Source organism: Inhella inkyongensis (genome assembly GCF_005952805.1).
GTDB classification, from domain to species: domain Bacteria; phylum Pseudomonadota; class Gammaproteobacteria; order Burkholderiales; family Burkholderiaceae_C; genus Inhella; species Inhella inkyongensis.
On record NZ_CP040709.1, the window covers coordinates 3,007,910 to 3,026,493 of the forward strand.

Here is an 18,584-nt window from a genome sequence, read left to right on the forward strand (position 1 = left end):
CTGCCATGACCAATCGATCACGCGGGTTCAGCCTGGTTGAGCTATTGATCGCCGTGGCCATGGGGGTGGTGATCCTGCTGGCCCTGACCGTCATGTTCGCCCGCAACAGCAGCAGCCAAGGCGAATTGGAGCGCAGCCTGCGCCAACTCGAAAACGCCCGCTTTGCGGTCGACACGTTGAGTGAAGACTTGATGCACGGCGGCTATTTCTCGGACTTCAGTCCCGAGTCCCTGGTTGTGCCTCCTGCTTACCAGACTCTGGACCCATGCGCCAATGCAGTGACAGCGATGGGCTGGGACACCGATGCAAGCCCCGTCAAGTTACCCAATCCGGTGCAAGGCGTCGCGGCGACCGATCTGACGGCGACCTGCCTGACCGAGCGCAGGACAGGCACTGAGGCCATCGTGGTGACCCACGCCGATACCGGCGCGGCACAGCCAGTTTCAGCGGCCTCGGCCGGTAATTTGTATCTTCAAATGTCTCGCTGCCCCACTGACGTCAAGCGGGTGGTGGCCGCAACGGGGCCGGCCTCCGCGCCGTTCTCGCTGCAAAAGCCCGACTGCAGCAGCGTGAACGACTCCATTCGTCGGCTGGCACAGCGCACCTACTACGTGGCCAATTGCAATGACTGCACGGCCAAGGATGGCATTCCCACGCTCAAGCGAGTCGAGTTCATCGATGGCGCCCGACGCATCACATCCATCGCCGAAGGGGTGGAAAACATCCAGTTCGAGTTCGGTTACGACACGGACAACAACGCCATCCCCGATGGCTTCGAGACCATCTCCTCGGCTGCAGCCAAGGGTGGCGCTTACACCTGGGACAACGTGGTGTCGGTACGGATGCACCTGCTTACTCGCAACACCCAGACCACCAGCAACTATGAGGATGTGCGCACCTACAAATTGGGTCCCGATGTCACCGTGACAAAGCCCAGCGATGGATTCAAACGCAACCTGATGACCGTCACCGTGCGACTGCAAAACGTCGGCGGCAGGAGAGAGTGATGCAATCCCATCAGCGTGCCCGCCCCGGCCAAAGCGGCATTTCCCTGATCATGGCCTTGATCTTCTTGCTGGTCTTTGCCGTCATGGCTGCCACCATGTTCCGTAGTTCGCTCACCAGCGTTCAGGCGCTGGGCAATATGCAATCGCGCAACGAAACCATCAATGCCGCCAACGACGCCTTGGACAAGGTGCTGAGCTCGGCCGATTTCGCCACCAACCCCGCGGTGCTGACGGCAGAAACCAACAAAGCCCCCTTCAGGCTGGACGTCAACGGCGATGGCGTGAATGACATCTCGGTCGACTTCCCTGTGGTGACGATCGACGGCAAGGCCAAAGCAGGCCCACGTTGCCTCCGCGTCGAGCCGGTCCCCAAGAGCCAGATCGACCCCGATTCCGAACAAATGCGCCAATGCTCCGGCGAGGATGGCTCGAGTCACTCAGGCCTTGGCCAACAAACCGGTTCAGGCAGTTCGCCCGTGAATCAAGGGCTCTCGGGTTGCTCCAACACCGAATGGAGCATCACCATGCAAGCGCGTGATGAAGTCACCAATGCCCGCGTCAATGTGGTTCAGGGCGTGGGAGTCCGTGTTCCCACCGCATCAGTCAGTACCTGCGAGTAATTCAGTTCGCCATTCGCCGCAAAGGAGTCACCATGGCTCGCCACACCCGTCATCCCGCCACCGCCAAGAAATTGCTGGCTCTGGCCATTGGCAGCGCCCTGACCTGGTCTCCCGCTGGCCGTGCGGCCGACATCGACATCTACGGTGCAGCGGGCACCGCCAGCTCGAGCCCCAATGTGGTCTTCCTTTTGGACAATACGTCCAACTGGAGCAGTAACTCACAGGACTGGAATTCGACCGGCTCCTGGAGTCGTTGCTCCTCGTTGACCGGCAGCGCGCTGCAGGAATGCAAGGACATCATTGAGGCCGTCTACTACGTCGGCAGCAGCAAGAAACGCCCATGGGAGAGCGGATACAGCACCAACGGCAAGAACAGCGACCAGGTCGGCCTGACTCAGGGGCAGGTACAGATTCGTGCGTTACGCCTAGTGCTGAGTCAACTGGTCTGCTCTGGCAAGGCCGATGCGCTCAGCGTCAATGTGGGGCTGTCGTTGTTGAGCAAAGAAGGATCCGCATTGAGCCCGGGGGACCCAACGGGTTTTATTCGCTTTGCCGTCAAGCCCCTGGCCGGCACGGCCAGCCTTTCTGGCAGCACCTGCCAGAAGATCATTTCGACCCTGGACGACATCTACGCGGACATCACCAGCCCTGCAACCAAGGCGCCCAGCAGCGCAAACTACGGCGCGCCGATGTACGAGTTGTTCAAGTATTTCGGCGGGCACACAGACCCCAGCTTGGGCACGACCGCTGCCACCCCGGCCGGGCGCACCGGCTACGGACCCAAGCCCTTTACAAACCCCCATCCTGACAAAGATCCCGACGCCTTTGTAGACGCGAGTGCCTCTGCAGATAAATTGGTCTACAAGAGCCCCATCAGCAGCAGCAATGCCTGCGGCAACAACTACATCGTGCTGGTGGGCAATGGCTACCCCAATGCCGAGCCCAAAACTTCGGACCCGACCAATTTCAGCAAGAGCTACCTCAACTACACCCCGCCCACCCTGTCAGCCTCTTTCTCAGACACGGGCCGATGGGCAGACGAATGGGCCGCCTTCCTGGCCAACACCGATGTCAGCCCCGAAGACGGGGTGCAGCGGGTGTTCACCTATACCGTCAACACCTACAACGCCAAGGAAGACACCGACCAGACCCGCTTGCTCAAGTCCATGGCCAAGGTGGGAGGCGTCGGTGCTGCAGCCTATCTCGAAGTGGGCGGCGATCTGGTGGCCCTCGTCAATGGCTTCAAGGACATCCTGACCAATATCGCAGACGTCAACTCGGTGTTCACGGCCGTGACCCTGCCGGTTTCGACCACCACCCAGGGCACCTACCTGAACCAGATCTTCGTCGGCATGTTCCGGCCTGACGCCAATGCCAAGCCACGCTGGGTGGGCAATCTGAAGCAGTACGAGTTGGGCTTCACCGGCAGCAATTTGGATTTGCTGGGAGCGAATGGCAAGTCGGCTGTGCAAAGTGGCGAGGGCTTCTTTTCCGCCACGGCCGAGAGCTTCTGGACCACCAGCAGCGTCTACTTCAACCAGTTGCCCAGTGGCACCCCTTTGTCGGCCAGCGACAAGCCGGACGGCGCCATTGTTGAAAAGGGTGGTGCCGCACAGCGCTTGCGCAACGCCAATTTGGACAGCGCGGCGTCGCGCAAGGTCTACACCCTGCCCAGCAGCCCGGCCGCCAACGCCCTGCTGTCGGCCACGCCCTTCACCACCAGCAACACGGCTGTGACCGCGAGCTTTTCCACCGCCGAGATCAACTGGATTCGGGGTGAGGCCAACAACCAAGCCAGTACCGACGGCGCCGAGTTATTGGTCGGCAGCAAGGGCAGTGTTGGGAGCGAAACCCTGCTGGGTTCGACGGGCGCTCGCGCCAGCATCCACGGGGATGTGTTGCACTCGCGTCCTGTTGCCCTGAACTACGGCAGCGAAGAGGTGGTGGTCTTTTACGGCAGCAATGACGGCCTGTTCCGGGCCGTGGATGGCCGCAAGACCGATGCGAATGGCGGATCAGAGCTTTGGTCCTTCGTTGCGCCAGAGCACTACAGCATGCTCAAGCGCCAGCGCGATGGCAGCCCGGACCTGCATCTGCCGGAGAGCGACAGCAATGGCAATCTCATCACCACGCCGGCGGGCAAGGCCACCAAGGACTACGCCATGGATGGCCCGGTGGGGGTCTATGCGCTCTACAACAGCAGCGCTGCGGTCACCGAGGCCATCATCTATCCCACCATGCGTCGGGGCGGCCGAACGGTTTATGCGCTGGATGTGAGCAGCAAATCGGCGCCGAAGTTTCTTTGGAAGATCACTGGCGGCACAGGCTCCTACACCAAGCTGGCTCAGACCTGGTCCCAACCCAAACCGGTGCTGTTCAAGACCACTTCCACCCCACCCCCGGTCGTGCTGATGATGGGGGGCGGCTATGACCCTGATGAGGACAAGAACAGCAGCAGCGGCATTGGCAACGTCATCTACATCATCAATGGCCGTACCGGCGGCTTGCTGGCCGCGTTGGATACCGATTACTCGGTGCCCTCCGACCTCACGGTCCTCGATGTCAATGGTGACGGGGACCCGGACCGCGCCTATGTGGCCGATGTACGCGGCAATCTCTATCGAGTGGACTTCCCCACTGGAGACAAGTCACTGGCTGCCACCTGGAGTGGTGTCAAGGCGCAGAAGATCGCGAAGCTCGAAGGCAAGGTGTTCTATCCCCCCAGCACCGTGGTCACACGCGACTTCGTGGCCGTGCTGGTAGGCACAGGCGACCGCGAGAAACCCCTGACGACGAGCAGCTCGGATCACTTCGTACTGATCAAGGACAAGCTGGGAGCCGCACGCAGCTCGGTGCTTGAGCTGAAGGATCTGAGCGAAGTGGCGGAGATTGGCGAAGACGCGACGACCAAGACGCTGAAGGTGGTGAAGAGCAAGACCGTCAATGACGAGGAGGGCTGCTACATGACCCTTTCCACGACCGGCGAAAAGGTGGTCAACGCGCCTTACACCACGACCGGGGTGACCTATTTCGGCACCAACCGACCCAAGCCCTCGGGCGGCGCAAAGTGCTCAGCAGACCTGGGTGAAGCCTACAACTACAGCTTCCCGCTTTTCTGCCAGGCCCCCGCGGATCCGGTAAAGGTCATTGGCGGCGGACTGCCGCCCTCACCCGTGGGCGGAGTGATCAACTTGAAGGTCAATGGGGTCGACACCAAAGTGACCGGCTGCATCGGTTGCGGCACTTCATCGCCGTTCAAGCCCTACGAGCCCAAACCCACCGTCAGCCCGACACGGTCTCGCCTGACGTGGCGCATCGACAACCTGAATAAGTGAACTTGGGCTCGGCCCAAAACTTCAACGACAAGGGGCGCTCTGCGCCCCTTGTTCTTTAGGGCACCACCGCCGTGCACTCAATCTCCACCTTGGCACGGTCCTCGATCAAAGCCACCACCTGCACCGCACTCATCGCGATGCAGTAGTGGCCGATGAGTTCCTTGAACGCAGCGCCTACGGCACGGCCGGCGGCGAGGTATTCGCGCTTGTCGGTGACGTACCAGGTCATGCGCGTGATGTGCTCGGGGCCGGCGCCGGCAGCGCGCAACACAGCCACCACATTGCTCAAGGCCTGACGGGCTTGGTCGGCGAAGTCGTCGCTGTGGAACTGCTCGTTCGCATCCCAGCCGATCATGCCGGCGACATGGATGTGGCGCCCTTGCGCCAGCACGCCGTTGGCGTAGCCGCGTGGGCGCTTCCAGCCCTCGGGCAACAGGGCTTGATGGGGAGATTCGGGCGATTCAGGCATGGTCGGCTCCGTTCTGGAATTGGTTCATCGCGGCGAGCAGGTCGGACGGCAGGGCCTGAGCGCGGTGGGTGTCGAGGTCGGTGCTGACCAAAGTCTGGCGGGTCAGCACGCGCAGCTGAGCGCCGGCGCGGCAGTCCAACTGCAGCGTGAAGGAGCTGCGGCCGATGCGCAGCAGCTCCAGGCCCAAGGTCACCGCATCGCCATGGCGGCTGATGGCACGGAACTCGGTCTCGATCTGCACGGTGGGCAGACCCACGCGGCGCGGACCCAGCAGCGCGGCGTAGTCCAGCCCCAAGCCCTCGTTGACCCAATCCTCGACCAGGCCATTGAAGAGCACGAAGTACTGCGGGAAGAAGACGATGCCTGCCGGGTCGCAGTGCGAAAAGCGGATCGTCGTCGGGCGCTCAAAGCGGGCCATCAGATGTCCTTCAGGCGGAAGCGTTGCAGCTTGCCGGTTTGCGTGCGCGGCAGTTGGTCCACGAAGACCAGGGCGCGCGGGTATTTGTAGGGGGCGATGCTTGCCTTCACATGCTCTTGCAGCGCAGTCGCCATCGCGGCGTCGGCCTGGTAGCCCGGCTTGAGCACCACGCAGGCCTTGACGATCTGGCCACGTTCCTCATCTGCCACGCCGGTGGCACCGCACTCGGCCACCGCCGGATGCGTCATCAGCGCCTCTTCCACCTCGGGGGCGGCGATGTTGTAGCCGGCCGAGATGATCATGTCGTCGGTACGTGCGTGGTAGTGGAAGTAGCCGTCGGCGTCCATGCTGTAGGCGTCGCCGGTGTAGTTCCAGCCGTCCTTCACATAGCTGGCTTGGCGCGCATCGTTCAGGTAGCGGCAGCCAGTCGGACCCTTGACGCGCAGCTTGCCCACCTCGCCCACCGGCAGTGGCCGGCCCTGCTCGTCCACCACCTCGGCGCGGTAGCCCGGGATGGCCTTGCCGGTGGCCCCGGCGCGCGCCGAGGCCTCGTCGGCCGAGATGAAGATGTGCAGCAACTCGGTGGCGCCAATGCCATCGATCAGCTCGATGCCGGTGGCCTCGCGCCAGAGCGCGCGGGTGGCGGCCGGCAGGGCCTCGCCGGCGCTGACGCAGCGGCGCAGCGAGGTCTGCCAAATCACCTCACCCTGCTGCGCCAGCACCCGATAGTTCGTGGGTGCGGTGAACAGCACCGTGCCACCGTACTGCTGCAGGCCCTCCAGCAATTGCGGCGGCGCGGCCTTCTCCAGCAGGGCGCTGCTGGCGCCAATGCTCATCGGGAACAGCACGAGACCGCCGAGACCAAAGGTGAAGCCCAGCGGCGGGCTGCCCATGAACACATCGTCGGCCGAGGCCTTGAGCACATGGCGCGGCCAGCAAGCACAGATGGCCATCACATCGCGATGGAAGTGCATGGTGGCCTTCGGGACGCCCGTGGTGCCCGAAGTGAAGGCCAAGATGCAGGTGTCATCCGCGGCGGTGTCCACGTTGCGGAACTCGGGGGCCTTGGCCGTCGCGCGGGCCTCCAGGCTGTCCGGCGCACCGTTGCGATAGATCGCGACAGACCGCAGCTGCGGACAGGCGGCCGCGGCCTCGCGCAGATCGGCTTCCAGCGCGGCATCGCACAGCGCATGCGAGATCTGCGCGATCTCGATCATGGTCTTGAGCTCCTTCGCGCGCAGCAAGGGCATGGTGGCCACAGCGATGCCGCCGGCCTTCATCACCGCAAACCAACAGGCCACGGCCATGGGGTGGTTGGGGCCCCGCAGCAGCACGCGGTTGCCGGGCTGCAGGCCCATGTCCTCGACCAACACATTGGCGATGCGATTGGCCTGTTCGCGCAATTCACGGTAGGTCCAGCGGATGCCGCCGCCCTGCACGCAAAGGCGCCCGCCCCAGCCCCTCTCGTCGACCGCTTTGTCCAGCAGCTCGGTCGCGCAATTCAGTTGCGCGGGGAATTGCAGCTCGGGCAGTTCGAACAGGAACTCGGGCCACTGCTCGCGCGGCGGGAGGTGCTCGGCGGCGAAACGGTCGATGTGCGCGGTCGTCATGCTCAGTTCCCTTTGAGAAGTTCTCGGCCAATGAGGAGTTGTTGGACTTCGCTCGCGCCCTCATAGATGCGCAGCGCGCGGATCTCGCGGTAGAGCTGCTCTACCGCCTGACCACTGACAACGCCCTGCCCTCCATGCAACTGCAGCGCCGCGTCAATGACCTGCTGTGCGCCCTCGGTGGCCGCCAGCTTGGCCATGGCGGCCTCCTTGGTCACGCCCTCACCCTGGTCGCGCTGCCAGGCGGCGCGGTAGGTCAGCAGGGCCGCGCTGTCCATCTGCAGGGCCATCTGCGCCAGCTTGGCCTGGGTGAGTTGAAAGTCGGCCAGCACGCCGCCGAACATCGCGCGGCTCTGGGCCCGCTGCAGGCCTTCATGCAGCGCACGCTGACCAAAGCCGAGGGCGGCGGCCGCCACCGAACAGCGAAACACATCCAGGGTGCGCATGGCCAGTTTGAAGCCCTGCCCGGCCGCGCCCAGGCGTTGCCCGACCGGAATGCGGCAGTTCGTGAAACGCAGTCGCGCCAAGGGGTGCGGGGCGATCACCTCGATGCGCTCGGCAATTTCAAGGCCCGGGGTGTCGGCATCAACGATGAAGGCGGTGATGCCGCGCGCACCGGGGGCTTCCCCGGTGCGCGCAAACACCACGTAGAAGTCGGCGATGCCGCCGTTGCTGATCCAGGTTTTCTCGCCGTCCAGCACATAGTGCTCGCCCTCCAGCCGGGCGCTGCAGGCCATGGCCGCCACATCCGATCCGGCCTGCGGTTCGCTGAGCGCAAAGGCCGCAATGGCCGCGCCGCTGGCCACCTGCGGCAGGTAGCGAGCGCGCTGCTCGGCCGTGCCATCCAGGCCAATGGCCCCCGAGCCCAGGCCCTGCATCGCGAACGCGAAATCGGCCAGGCCGCAGTGGAAGGCAAGGGTCTCGCGGATCAGGCAGATCGCGCGGGTGTCGATGCCTTTGTCCCCTTGAGCCACCGCGTGTTGCAGCCAGCCGGCATCGCCCAGTTGACGCACCAGGGCGCGGCAGGCGTCGTCCACCGCGCCGGGGGGATGCATTTGGAGGTTTTGTTGGCTCCAAGCCTCCAGCTGGGTTGCGAGTTCGCGGTGGTGGACCTCAAAGAAGGGCCAGTCTGTATGTTTCATAGGTACTGAGTTCCTAAGTGCGAGCCCGTGGGGTCTTCAACCCCACACCCCGACCCCATTTCTCTTTGCGTCGCCAAAGAGAAATGGGGGAAAGAGAAAGGCGACCCCGATGCGCAGCCCCTTGGCTTCGCCCAGGGGTTCCCTGCGATGCTCGGAGCTTGGGGCCACGGCGCGGAACGCGCTCCGTTCGCTGCGCTCACTGCGCTTGAACGGCCGCGCCGGTCTAGATGGGTTGGCGTGCTGTCGCACGCGGCCCCAATCTCCTGCGCTTCTCGGCAGCGCATAGGGGACCCCGCGAAACGGCGCGACTGGTTGAAGGACGGGTTATTCGGCTGTTGGCTGTTTGGGGGTCCCCCTATGCCAAGCCGAGGAGCACAGAAGGACAGGCCAGCGCGCGTCAGCGCGCCACGTGAACTGACTCGGCGCGGCCGTTCAAGCGCAGTAAGCGCAGCGAACGGAGTGCGTTCCGCGCCGGGCCTGGCCTTCGAGCACCACAGGGAACCCCTGGCACAGCCAGGGGCGCAAGCATCGGGGGTCGCCTTTCTTTTCCCCCCTTTTCTTTGGCGAAGCAAAGAAAAGGGGGTCGGGTGCAGGGGTGAAGCCCCTGCGGGCTGCCACACGATCATCACCACCTCAGTCCCCGCGGAAAACGGGCCGTTCCTTGCGAACAAACGCCTCATAAGCGCGTTTGAAGTCATTCGTGAGCATGCAAATCGCCTGCGCCTGCGCCTCCGCCTCGATGGCCTGCTCCACCGTCATCGCCCACTCCTGGTGCAGCATGGTCTTGGTGATGCCGTTGGCAAAGGTCGGGCCGGCCACCAATTGGGCGGCCAGCGCCTGCGCCTCGGCCAGCAAACTTTCCGGCGCGCACAGACGGTTGAAGAAGCCCCAGCGCTCGCCCTCCTCGCCGCCGAGTGAACGCCCGGTGTAGAGCAGCTCGGACGCTCGCCCCTGGCCCACGATGCGCGGCAACAGCGCGCAAGCGCCCATGTCGCAGCCGGCCAGGCCCACGCGGTTGAAGAGGTAGGCGGTCTTGCTGCGGGCCGTGCCCAGCCGCATATCGCTGGCCATGGCCAGGATGGCCCCGGCCCCGGCACACACGCCGTCGATGGCCGCAAGAATCGGTTGCGGGCAGTGGCGCATGGCCAGCACCAGGTCGCCCGTCATGCGCGTGAACATCAAGAGCTCGGGCGCCGGCAGGTCAATCAGCGGGCCGATGATCTCGTGCACATCGCCGCCGCTGCAGAAGTTGTCGCCCGCCCCCGCCAGCACCACAGCCTGCACATCGGTGGCGTACTTCAAGGCCCGGAACAGATCGCGCAGTTCGGCGTAGCTGTCAAAGGTCAGCGGGTTCTTGCGCTCGGGGCGGTTGAGCGTGATGGTGGCCACACCGCCCTCGCACTGCCAGCGGAAGTGGGTGGCCGCGTAGCCGGCCAGCTCGCGGCGGTTGCCTGCACTCAAAGCCGGGTCCAGCGCCAAACCCAAGGTCTTGCTCATTGTTTTTGCTCCATGTCGTTCAGATGCAGGCGCAGCTGGCCCAGCAGTTCGTACAAGCGGTCCCCGCCCGCAAAGCCGCCCAGCAGCTCCACCAGCCAGGCTTCGTGCTCGGCCGCCATGGCCAGGAACTGCTGTCGGCCCTGCGGCGTGAGCTGCAGGATCCAGCTGCGCCGGTCCTCGGGGTCGGGGGTGCGGACCACCCAGCCCTCGGCCTCCAGCTGGTCGGTCAACCCCGTCACATTGCCGCCACTCACCATCAGGTAGTGCGAAAGCTGCTTCATTCGCAGCCCTTCCGGGTGTCGCTCCAGCTGGGCCAAGTAGTCGAAGCGCGGCAGCGTGGTGGCAAAGCGCTGGCGCAGGCGGCTGCGGATGGACTGCTCGATCTGCGTGCTGCAGCTCAGCAGGCGCAGCCACAAGCGCACCGTGCCGTGGTCCTCGGGCAGGCTGCGCGCCTCGCGGCCGATGGCGGCCTCGCCCAGCGCGGCGGCCATGCGGGCGGGCTTCATGCCATGACCTCGCCACCGGAAATTGAAATGGCCTGTCCGGTGATCGACGCCGCCCCCTCGCTGCACAACCAGGCCACCGTCTCGGCAACTTCCTCGGGCTGAATCAGCCGCCCCTGCGGGTTGCTGCGCGCGAAATCAGCGCGGGCCTGCTCCTCGCTGCGACCGGTCTTGGCCATCACATTGGCGATGCTGGCGGCCAGCAGCTCGGTCTCGGTGTAGCCGGGGCACACGGCATTCACGGTGATGCCGGTCTTGGCCAATTCGAGTGCCGCCGCGCGGGTCAGGCCCAGCAGGCCATGCTTGGCCGCGCAATAGGCCGCCACATAGGCATAGCCGCGCTGCGCCGCTGTGCTGGCCACATTGACGATGCGGCCCCAGCCGGCGGCCTGCATGGCCGGCAGCGCCGCGCGCAGGCACAGAAAGCTGCCGGTGAGGTTGACGTCCAGCATCTGCCGCCACAGCGCGTCACTGGTGCGGGTCAGCGGCGCCGACTCCGCCTGGCCGGCGTTGTTGATCAAGATGTCCACCGGCCCCACGGCCTCAAACAGCGCCTGCACGGCCGCCGCATCCGTCACATCGCAGGCCTGCGCCTGGGCGCCCAACTCGTCCGCCAAGGCCTGCAGCGGCGCCAAGCGCCGCCCCACCAGCACCAGTTCAACGCCACCGTCCCGCTGCAAGCGCCGCGCGATGGCCGCGCCAATGCCCTGGCCCGCGCCGGTGATCAGCACCCGCTTCATGCGCCCGCCCCGGCGCGTGCAAAGCCGGCCTCCAGCTGCGGCTTGGCGCTGCGGTAAGGAGCGGGCCAATCCAGCGCCTTCCAGCCGATGCGCGCGGCCTCCAGAAGCGTCCAGGCCGGGTTGGCCAGATGCGGGCGGCCGATGGCGCACAGGTCGGCGCGGCCTGCCGCGATGATGGTGTTCACATGGTCGGCCTCGCTGATGGCGCCCACCGCCATGGTGGCGATGCCCACTTCCTGGCGGATGCGGTCGGCGAACGGCGTTTGGTACATGCGGCCGTACACCGGCTTCTGGTCGCGGTGAACCTGGCCCGACGAGCAGTCGATCAGATCGGCCCCCGCCGCCTTGAAGGCCTGCGCAATCCGCGTGGCATCGGCCGGGGTGATGCCGCCCGCCACCCAGTCATGCGCCGAGATGCGCACCGAGATCGGCAGATGCGCCGGCCACACCGCCCGCAGGCCGTGGAACACATAGAGCGGGAAGCGCAACCGGTTCTCCAGGCTGCCCCCGTAGTCATCCTGCCGCTGGTTGGTCAGCGGCGACAGGAAGCTGGACAGCAAATAGCCGTGCGCGCAGTGCAGCTCCAGCCAGTCAAAGCCGGCCTGCGCCGCGCGCTCGGCGGCGGCGATGAAGTCCTGCGCCACCCGCTCCATCTGGGCCGGCGTCATCGCCCTCGGGGTGTCGCTCACGCCGGGCCAATAGGGCTGGGCGCTGGCGGCCCAAAGCGGCCAGTTGCCGCTGGCCAAAGGCCGGTCGCTGCCATCCCGTCCGCCCTCCCCGTCCCAGGGCCGGCGCGTCGAGCCCTTGGGGCCGGCATGGCCCAGCTGCACACCGATCTTGGCGTCCGTGTTGGCGTGCACCCAGGCCACGATGCGCTGCCAGGCCGCGCCCTGCTCGTCCGTCCACAGGCCCGGGCAGCCGGGGGTGATGCGCGCATCGGGGCTCACACAGGTCATCTCGGCCATCACCAGGCCGGCGCCGCCCTGCGCCCGCGCGCCCAGGTGCACCAGGTGGTAGTCGCCCACCACGCCGTCCTCGGCGCGGTACTGGGCCATGGGCGACACCACCACACGGTTCTTCAAAGTGAGGCCGCGCAAGGTGAAGGGCGTGAACATCGGCGGTGGCGGGCGATTGCCCTCGATCAACGGCACCCCAGCACCTTGCGCAAACCAGGCCTCATAGCCCTGCAGCCAGGCGCGGTCGCGCAGCCGCAGGTTCTCGTGGCTGATGCGCTGGCTGCGCGTCAGCATCGAATACATGAACTGCTCGGGCTCCAGTGGGTCGCAGTAGCGCTGGCCGCAGACCTCGAACCACTCCATCGCATTCCAGGCCGCGTTCTGCAGGCGCAGGGTCTCCACCCGGCGCAGGGCCTGGTACTCGGTCAATGCGGCCGGCAGGGCTTCTCGCGTGTGGCCATGGCGGTCCAGCTGCGCCACCAGTTCGATCGCGTCCTCGATGGCCAGCTTGGTGCCCGAGCCAATCGCAAAGTGCGCGGTGTGCACCGCGTCACCCATCAGCACCACCTGGGCGCCGGCCGTGTTCTGCAGCCACCACTGGCCGCACACCACGCGCTGGAAGTTCAGCCAGGCCGAGCCGCGCAAGTGCCGCGCATTGCTCATCAGTGGCGCCCCTTCCAGCGTGTCGGCAAACAGGCGCTCGCAGAAGGCGATGGACTCCTCGGGCGAGGCGCGGTCCAGCCCATGGGCCAGCCACACGGCCTCGGGGCACTCGACGATGCAGGTGCTGGTGTCCGCATCGAACTGATAGATGTGCGCCTGGAACCAGCCGTGCTCGGTCTTTTGGAAGTCGAATGTGAAGGCCTCGAAGCGACGCTTCACCCCCAGCCAGATGTAGCGGTTGGGCCGGGTGATCAACTCAGGCTGGAAGTGCTCGGCATAGCGGCTGCGGATGCGCGAATTGATGCCATCGCTGGCCACGATCAGGTCGGCACCCTGGAAGTCCAGATCGGACTCCACATCGGTGTCGAAGCGCAACTCCACGCCCAGTTGCTCGCAGCGCTGCTGCAGGATGTTGAGCAGCTTCTTGCGCCCAATGCCCACGAAACCGTGACCGCCGGAGCGGATGCGCCTTTGCTTGATGCGCAACTCGATGTCGTCCCAATGCGCGAACTCGGCCTCGATGGCCGCCGCCGTCTCGGCGTCGCAGGCACGCATGTTGTCCAGCGTGGCGTCCGAGAACACCACGCCCCAGCCAAAGGTGTCATAGGGGCGGTTGCGCTCCACCACCACCACCTCGTGCCCGGGCTGGCGCTTCTTCATCAAGAGCCCGAAATACAGGCCGGCAGGCCCGCCGCCGATGCAAACGATCTTCATGAGAGCAGGCTCCAGGCCGCACGCGCGGCCCTTGGGTGTGGAATGGATTACTTTAGTTGTGAACTTTTCAGTTCGCAATCACTGGCTTTCCCGGGGCCGGCGTCGGCCCATTCAGCACCCTGTCGCCGCGCGGTGCAGCCTGTCGCAGCGCCCTGGCGGGTGACAGGCTGCCGGGCCAGCATGCGGGCATGAATGCCCTCCCCACCGTCCTGCTCTGGTGCCTGCTGGCCGTTCTGTGCTGGCCCTTGGCTCTGGCCGTGCTGATCCTCAGCCCCCTGATCTGGCTGATCTCCCTGCCCCTGCGCCTGATCGGCATCACCGTGGGCGCGGCCTTTGGGCTGGTGAAGGCGCTGCTGACGCTGCCGGCGCGCTTGCTCGGTGTTCGGGGCTGAATGCCAGCGCCGCACTTGCCCACCCATCGCCGCTCCTTCACCTCAGCAGCCGGCCGGCCAGCCCTCTCCAAACCACGCCGAGACGCGAGGGCATACTCCCAAGAGCCGCGAATCCAGCGCCCCAGCAAGAGGGCGGGCAAGATGCGGCATTTGCTGGTTTGTTATCAGGGTGCACCCAGCGCCCAAGGGGAGGCAAGCGCTTGATTCCATTGATCTTTCCGCCGCCCTGCGCGCCGGTGTTATCACGCAGCGGAGTGTGTTATCCGTTGCTGCCACCGCTTTAAAACCAAGTTGGGCCTCACGGAGTAAAGCGTGCGCGGATTCGACCTGATGATCGAGTCGGACTTTTCGCTGTCTGAGACCGCCAGAAGGATATCGAGCGTGCTTGGCGTCGAATTGGTCGAAGAACTGACGGGGCGGTACGAGGAATACCCAGCATTCGTCGCAGAAAGGTTCGGACGCTCATATGCGCTACTTGGGCCTCCCGATCCGGAGCACGACATCAGAGACGAGCCTACGGATGATTTTTGCCTATCAGTCGTCCCACTTACTGGCTTTTCCGAAAAGGCGAGTGATGCCGGAGAGCTGTTGGTGGCACTGCGTGCCGGTGGCTTGCGCGTAAAGATCGCGCAGTGAGGCCCAACCATTCATTGCAGCCGACCCTGGCCAGCTGCGCTGGCCGGTCGGCTGAATTCAAACGTTAGACCGTCGAAACTCGAAAGGTGCAGTGCGAATGAAGAGAGACATGGAACTCGTGCGGTCCATCCTTTTGGATCTTGAAAGCCGGAATCCGGATCTCTCGCGGAAAGATGATTTTGGATACGACCGAGAAAAGGTTGCTGCCGATCTCGGAGCCGAAATCGGCGCTTTGAACTACCACCTAGCACTGCTATTTGAAGCGCAACTCATCGATGGCTGGGCTCTGCGCGGGCTGACGCATCCCACTGGCAGGGCGCTACGACTAGACAGCGACTATGTGTTCCATGTGGTGCCTCGACATTTGACTTGGCAAGGTCATGAGTTCCTTGAGTCGGTTCGAGATGCAGAAATCTGGAAGAAGACCAAGCGCGCAGCATCAAGCGTCGGGTCATTCGGTCTGGACACACTAAGGGAACTGGCCAAGGGGTTCATTAAGACCAAGATCAAGGACCACACGGGGGTTGATCTGTGAGTCACTTTCACCACCGCAGGCCTAACCAGTCGCTCGAGCCGACTCGCGACGGCAGGCCGCCGTTCGCGGCTCGGCTTCAACGTGACCAGCAGCAATGCAACTAGCCACAGTTGTCATCGGTATAGGGGTTCTGTTTGGACTCAACGGCTGTGATGCCGGCTGCAGCAACGAGATCTCATCAAGGATTGAATCCCCTCGGGGCACTCACGTCGCCGTGGTCTTCAACCGAAATTGCGGCGCAACGACTGGGCTCAATACGCAGCTCTCGGTGATTGCAAAAGGCGAAGCCGTTCCCGAGGCGCCGGCGAACGCTTTCATTGCCGATGGCTCGCTGGCGCTAAGGGTTCGCTGGGTATCGGAATCCGAGCTTGTGGTGGCCGGCTTTGACGGAGCAAGGATCGTCAAACAAGCGAAGCTCGCAAACGGTGTCGCGGTTTCGTACGAATGAAACGCTGCGGATCAACCCTGGCCGGCAGCGGACGGCTTCGCAGTCCGCCGCAGCTTGCCCATTGCCAGCCAAGCATGCATGTGGTGCCCGCCGCACCAAGCCCCTCCTCCGCTTGATGCCCCGCCCACCGGCCTAAGCCCGCCTACATTCGGGATCAAAAGCAGGCCGCCGCGCATCCCGACACATCGCGGCCAGCTGGACCTGCCCCCTCCCCATGCCGCTCGAATTCCTCACTCCCACCGAGCAAAACCCCGAACACCGGCAAGCCCTGCTGAACCTGCAGACGGAGTACATGGCCTGGGTGATGGACGGCGTGCAAGCCCTGACCGGCCAGACCCCGGAGGCGCTGCTGGGCTGCTCGCTGACGGACTATGTGCTCAACAGCCTGCCCAAGGTCTGCGCCCAGCGCCCGCCGCAAGGGCAGTTCTATCTGCTGCGCGAAGGCGATGCCTGGCTCGGCATGGGCGGGCTGCGCCCACTGAGCTCGCTGCGCCCGAACTGCGCTGAGATCAAGCGCCTTTATCTGCGGCCGGCCTGCCGGGGCCGGGGCTTGGGCCAGCAGCTGCTGGCCCGCTTGCTGGCGGATGCCCAGGCGTTTGGCTATGAACGCGTTCTGCTGGATTCCGCCCCCTTTATGCAGGCGGCACACCGGATCTACCGGGCGGCCGGCTTTCAGGACTGCCCGGCCTATGCCGGCGTGGAAGTGCCGCAGGCCCTGCACCCGCAGTGGCATTTCATGGCGCTCAATCTGCCGCAGCGGGCTTGAGCCCCCTGCGCCATTCCCTTAAGAGCTGGCCGCCCCGCAGGGCTTGATGGCGATCAAACCTTGGTGACGCCACCGGGCATCCTTGAAGCGCATCAAGGCCCGCTTGGGCAGCCGACGGCACGCTGCAGGCCTTGTCAAAACCTTGAGCTGCCGCGATGCACACGCCGCCCCTGCCCCTGCTTCCCCAGTTGACTGCCCTGGCTGCCGCCCTGGCGCCGGTACTGGCCCTGGCGCAAAAGACTGAACCGCCGGCCGGCACCACCGCCCTGCCCACGGTGGTCGTCAGCGCCACCCGGCATGCCCTGCCCTTGGCCGAGGCCCCGGCCGCGATGACGGTGGTGACGGCCGAGCAGATGGCCGAGCGCGCCACCGACAACCTGCTGCAGGCCCTGCGCGCGGAACCTGGCGTCAGCGCCTTTGGTCGGCCCATCGGCGGGCGCAAGGCTTTGGCACTGCGCGGCATGGACCCCCGCCACACCCTGATCCTGGTGGACGGCCAGCGCATTGCCGCCAGCGACGGGCTGGTGGGCGCCTCGGACTTTCAGCTGGACTGGGCGGGTGCGGTGGACATCGAACGCATCGAGGTGGTGCGCGGCCCCATGTCGGTGCTCTACGGGGCCGAGGCCCTGGGCGGGGTGATCCAGGTGATCACCAAGCCCCTGCCCGATCGCCTGGAGGCACGTGGTCTGGTGGAGGGCCGCGAGGGCCATGGCGGCGGCAGCGGCCACCGGGCGGCCGCCGCCCTGCGCCTGCCCCTGGGCGAGAAGTTGCGCGCTGGCTTCTCGTTCAGCGATGCCCGCCGCGAGGCCACGCCCAGCCAGGGCGACCCACGCCTCACCGCTGTGGAGGGCCGCCACCCGCGCGAGGCCGCCTTGCGGCTGGAAGCCATGCCGGCGCCGGAGCACCGCCTGCGCCTGGATGCGCGCTTGGGCGATGAGGACCGCTGGCTGGACGCCCGCGAACGCAGCGGCGCCCGCCGCTACCACCAAAGCCTGCACAGCCTGGAGCGGCGACTGCTCAGCCTGGGTTGGGAGGGGCAGTGGGCGCAGGGTTGGGAGAGCCAGCTGCGCGCCTATGGCAGCGAGCTGGCGGTGCGCAATGTCAAGACGAATGGCGTGGCCTCGCTGCGGCCCAATACCGTGAACGAGCGCGTGCTGGAGGGGCAGATCGGCGGCGAGCTGGGTGAGCGCGGCGAACTGGGCGGGAAGGCGCTGCGCCTGACCACCGGCTTCGAGCTGCGCCGCGAGGCCCTGGACAACAGCGGCCTGCCGGGCGGGCATGCGCAGGCCGAGCAGCAGTCGCTTTACGCCCAGCTGGAGGCCCCGCTGCGCGGTGCCCTGGCTGGCCTGGCGCTCACCGCCGGGCTGCGCGCCGACCATCACGAACGCTACGGCACCGAGTGGAGCCCCCGTGCCTACGCGGTGTGGCGCCTGCAGCCCGACTGGGTGCTCAAGGGCGGCTGGGGCCATGGCTTCAAGGCGCCGAACCTGAAACAGATCGACCCCAATTACCGCGAGGACGAAGGCCCGCACACCTATCTGGGCCGCGCCGATCTGCGTCCCGAGACCAATGACAACTGGGAGCTGGGCCTGAGCTGGGAGCATGCGCAATGGGGTGCCTCGCTGATGGGCTTTCACAACCGGGTGCGCGATCTGATCAACCCGCGCCTGGTGGGCGGCACGCCCGCGCGGGGCATCTATCAGTTCGAGAACCTGGACCGCGCCCGCCTGCAGGGCGTGGAGACGGCCCTGGCCTGGCGCGCCGGTGCGGTGCATCTGCAGGCCCACCACAGCTGGCTGAGCGCCCGCGACGGCGCCGGCCTGCCGCTGGACAAACGCGCCCGCCGCACTGCCGGCCTGCGCGCCGACTGGCGCACCGCAAACTGGAGCGCCGGCCTGGCCTGGGAGCAGCAAGCCGGCCTGCATCTGGCCAGCGCCACCGCCGGTCAGCCGCCACAGCGGGTGCCCACACTCAACCTCTTGAATCTGCACGCCAGCTGGGCCCTGAGCCCGCAGTGGCGCCTGCGCGCCGGGGTGGACAACGCCACCCATGTGCGACTGGCGGCCAAGAGCCCGCTGTTCAGCTACGAGGAGCTGCCGCGCACGGCACGGCTGAGCCTGGAGGGGCGCTGGTGAA

The 18,584-nt window shown here is 65.7% G+C and carries 17 protein-coding genes; 9 read left to right on the top strand and 8 right to left on the bottom strand.

Annotation, left to right across the window (positions count from 1 at the left end):
• Positions 1 to 5 precede the first annotated feature (5 nt).
• From FF090_RS19410 to FF090_RS14220, 3 genes are read left to right on the top strand one after another with little or no spacing between them, the layout of a single operon-like run.
• On the top strand, positions 6 to 1,007 hold the full coding sequence (locus FF090_RS19410; RefSeq protein WP_184044657.1) for a PilW family protein: 1,002 nt from the start codon (positions 6 to 8) through the stop codon (positions 1,005 to 1,007).
• 50 nt (positions 1,008 to 1,057) lie between these two features.
• A complete protein-coding gene (locus FF090_RS14215; RefSeq protein ID WP_138857345.1) occupies positions 1,058 to 1,627 on the top strand; it encodes a hypothetical protein in 570 nt (189 codons plus the stop codon).
• 32 nt (positions 1,628 to 1,659) lie between these two features.
• Positions 1,660 to 4,962, top strand: a complete 3,303-nt coding sequence (locus FF090_RS14220) for a pilus assembly protein (RefSeq protein WP_138857346.1) — start codon at positions 1,660 to 1,662, stop codon at positions 4,960 to 4,962.
• A 55-nt stretch (positions 4,963 to 5,017) separates the two neighbouring features.
• On the opposite strand, the gene FF090_RS14225 is transcribed toward FF090_RS14220, so the two are convergent.
• From FF090_RS14225 to FF090_RS14260, 8 genes are all read right to left on the bottom strand, one after another.
• Entirely contained in the window at positions 5,018 to 5,431 is a 414-nt protein-coding gene (locus FF090_RS14225) for a RidA family protein (RefSeq protein ID WP_138857347.1), read from the bottom strand.
• Positions 5,424 to 5,852, bottom strand: a complete 429-nt coding sequence (locus tag FF090_RS14230; RefSeq protein WP_375137413.1) for an acyl-CoA thioesterase — start codon at positions 5,850 to 5,852, stop codon at positions 5,424 to 5,426. The genes FF090_RS14225 and FF090_RS14230 overlap by 8 nt, the downstream gene beginning before the upstream one ends.
• Positions 5,849 to 7,459: an AMP-binding protein gene (locus FF090_RS14235; protein WP_138857349.1), complete on the bottom strand. Its 1,611-nt coding sequence runs from the start codon at positions 7,457 to 7,459 to the stop codon at positions 5,849 to 5,851. Before FF090_RS14235 ends, FF090_RS14230 begins: the two co-directional genes overlap by 4 nt.
• A 2-nt stretch (positions 7,460 to 7,461) precedes the next feature.
• Positions 7,462 to 8,598, bottom strand: coding sequence for an acyl-CoA dehydrogenase family protein (locus tag FF090_RS14240; protein ID WP_138857350.1), 1,137 nt, complete (start codon positions 8,596 to 8,598; stop codon positions 7,462 to 7,464).
• 633 nt (positions 8,599 to 9,231) lie between these two features.
• Positions 9,232 to 10,095 carry an enoyl-CoA hydratase family protein gene (locus tag FF090_RS14245; protein WP_138857351.1) on the bottom strand — a complete coding sequence of 288 codons (864 nt, stop codon included), beginning with the start codon at positions 10,093 to 10,095 and terminating at the stop codon, positions 9,232 to 9,234.
• Positions 10,092 to 10,601 (bottom strand): MarR family winged helix-turn-helix transcriptional regulator, encoded by a 510-nt coding sequence (locus tag FF090_RS14250; RefSeq protein ID WP_138857352.1) that lies wholly within the window; start codon positions 10,599 to 10,601, stop codon positions 10,092 to 10,094. Before FF090_RS14250 ends, FF090_RS14245 begins: the two co-directional genes overlap by 4 nt.
• Complete coding sequence (locus FF090_RS14255) at positions 10,598 to 11,338, bottom strand: SDR family NAD(P)-dependent oxidoreductase (protein WP_138857353.1); 741 nt, start codon at positions 11,336 to 11,338, stop codon at positions 10,598 to 10,600. Before FF090_RS14255 ends, FF090_RS14250 begins: the two co-directional genes overlap by 4 nt.
• On the bottom strand, positions 11,335 to 13,671 hold the full coding sequence (locus FF090_RS14260) for a bifunctional salicylyl-CoA 5-hydroxylase/oxidoreductase (protein WP_138857354.1): 2,337 nt from the start codon (positions 13,669 to 13,671) through the stop codon (positions 11,335 to 11,337). The genes FF090_RS14255 and FF090_RS14260 overlap by 4 nt, the downstream gene beginning before the upstream one ends.
• 188 nt (positions 13,672 to 13,859) lie before the next feature.
• On the opposite strand from FF090_RS14260, the gene FF090_RS14265 reads away from it, so the two are divergent.
• The 6 genes from FF090_RS14265 (at position 13,860) to FF090_RS14290 (ending at position 18,583) form a co-directional block, all read left to right on the top strand.
• Positions 13,860 to 14,063, top strand: coding sequence for a hypothetical protein (locus FF090_RS14265; protein WP_138857355.1), 204 nt, complete (start codon positions 13,860 to 13,862; stop codon positions 14,061 to 14,063).
• 312 nt (positions 14,064 to 14,375) lie between these two features.
• Positions 14,376 to 14,699, top strand: coding sequence for a hypothetical protein (locus FF090_RS14270; protein WP_138857356.1), 324 nt, complete (start codon positions 14,376 to 14,378; stop codon positions 14,697 to 14,699).
• 109 nt (positions 14,700 to 14,808) lie between these two features.
• A complete protein-coding gene (locus tag FF090_RS14275; RefSeq protein WP_175423668.1) occupies positions 14,809 to 15,234 on the top strand; it encodes a DUF2513 domain-containing protein in 426 nt (141 codons plus the stop codon).
• A gap of 94 nt (positions 15,235 to 15,328) precedes the next feature.
• A complete protein-coding gene (locus tag FF090_RS14280; protein WP_138857358.1) occupies positions 15,329 to 15,682 on the top strand; it encodes a hypothetical protein in 354 nt (117 codons plus the stop codon).
• 214 nt (positions 15,683 to 15,896) lie between these two features.
• Positions 15,897 to 16,448: a GNAT family N-acetyltransferase gene (locus FF090_RS14285; RefSeq protein WP_138857359.1), complete on the top strand. Its 552-nt coding sequence runs from the start codon at positions 15,897 to 15,899 to the stop codon at positions 16,446 to 16,448.
• 155 nt (positions 16,449 to 16,603) lie between these two features.
• Complete coding sequence (locus FF090_RS14290) at positions 16,604 to 18,583, top strand: TonB-dependent receptor plug domain-containing protein (protein WP_138857360.1); 1,980 nt, start codon at positions 16,604 to 16,606, stop codon at positions 18,581 to 18,583.
• The last annotated feature ends 1 nt before the right edge of the window (position 18,584 follow it).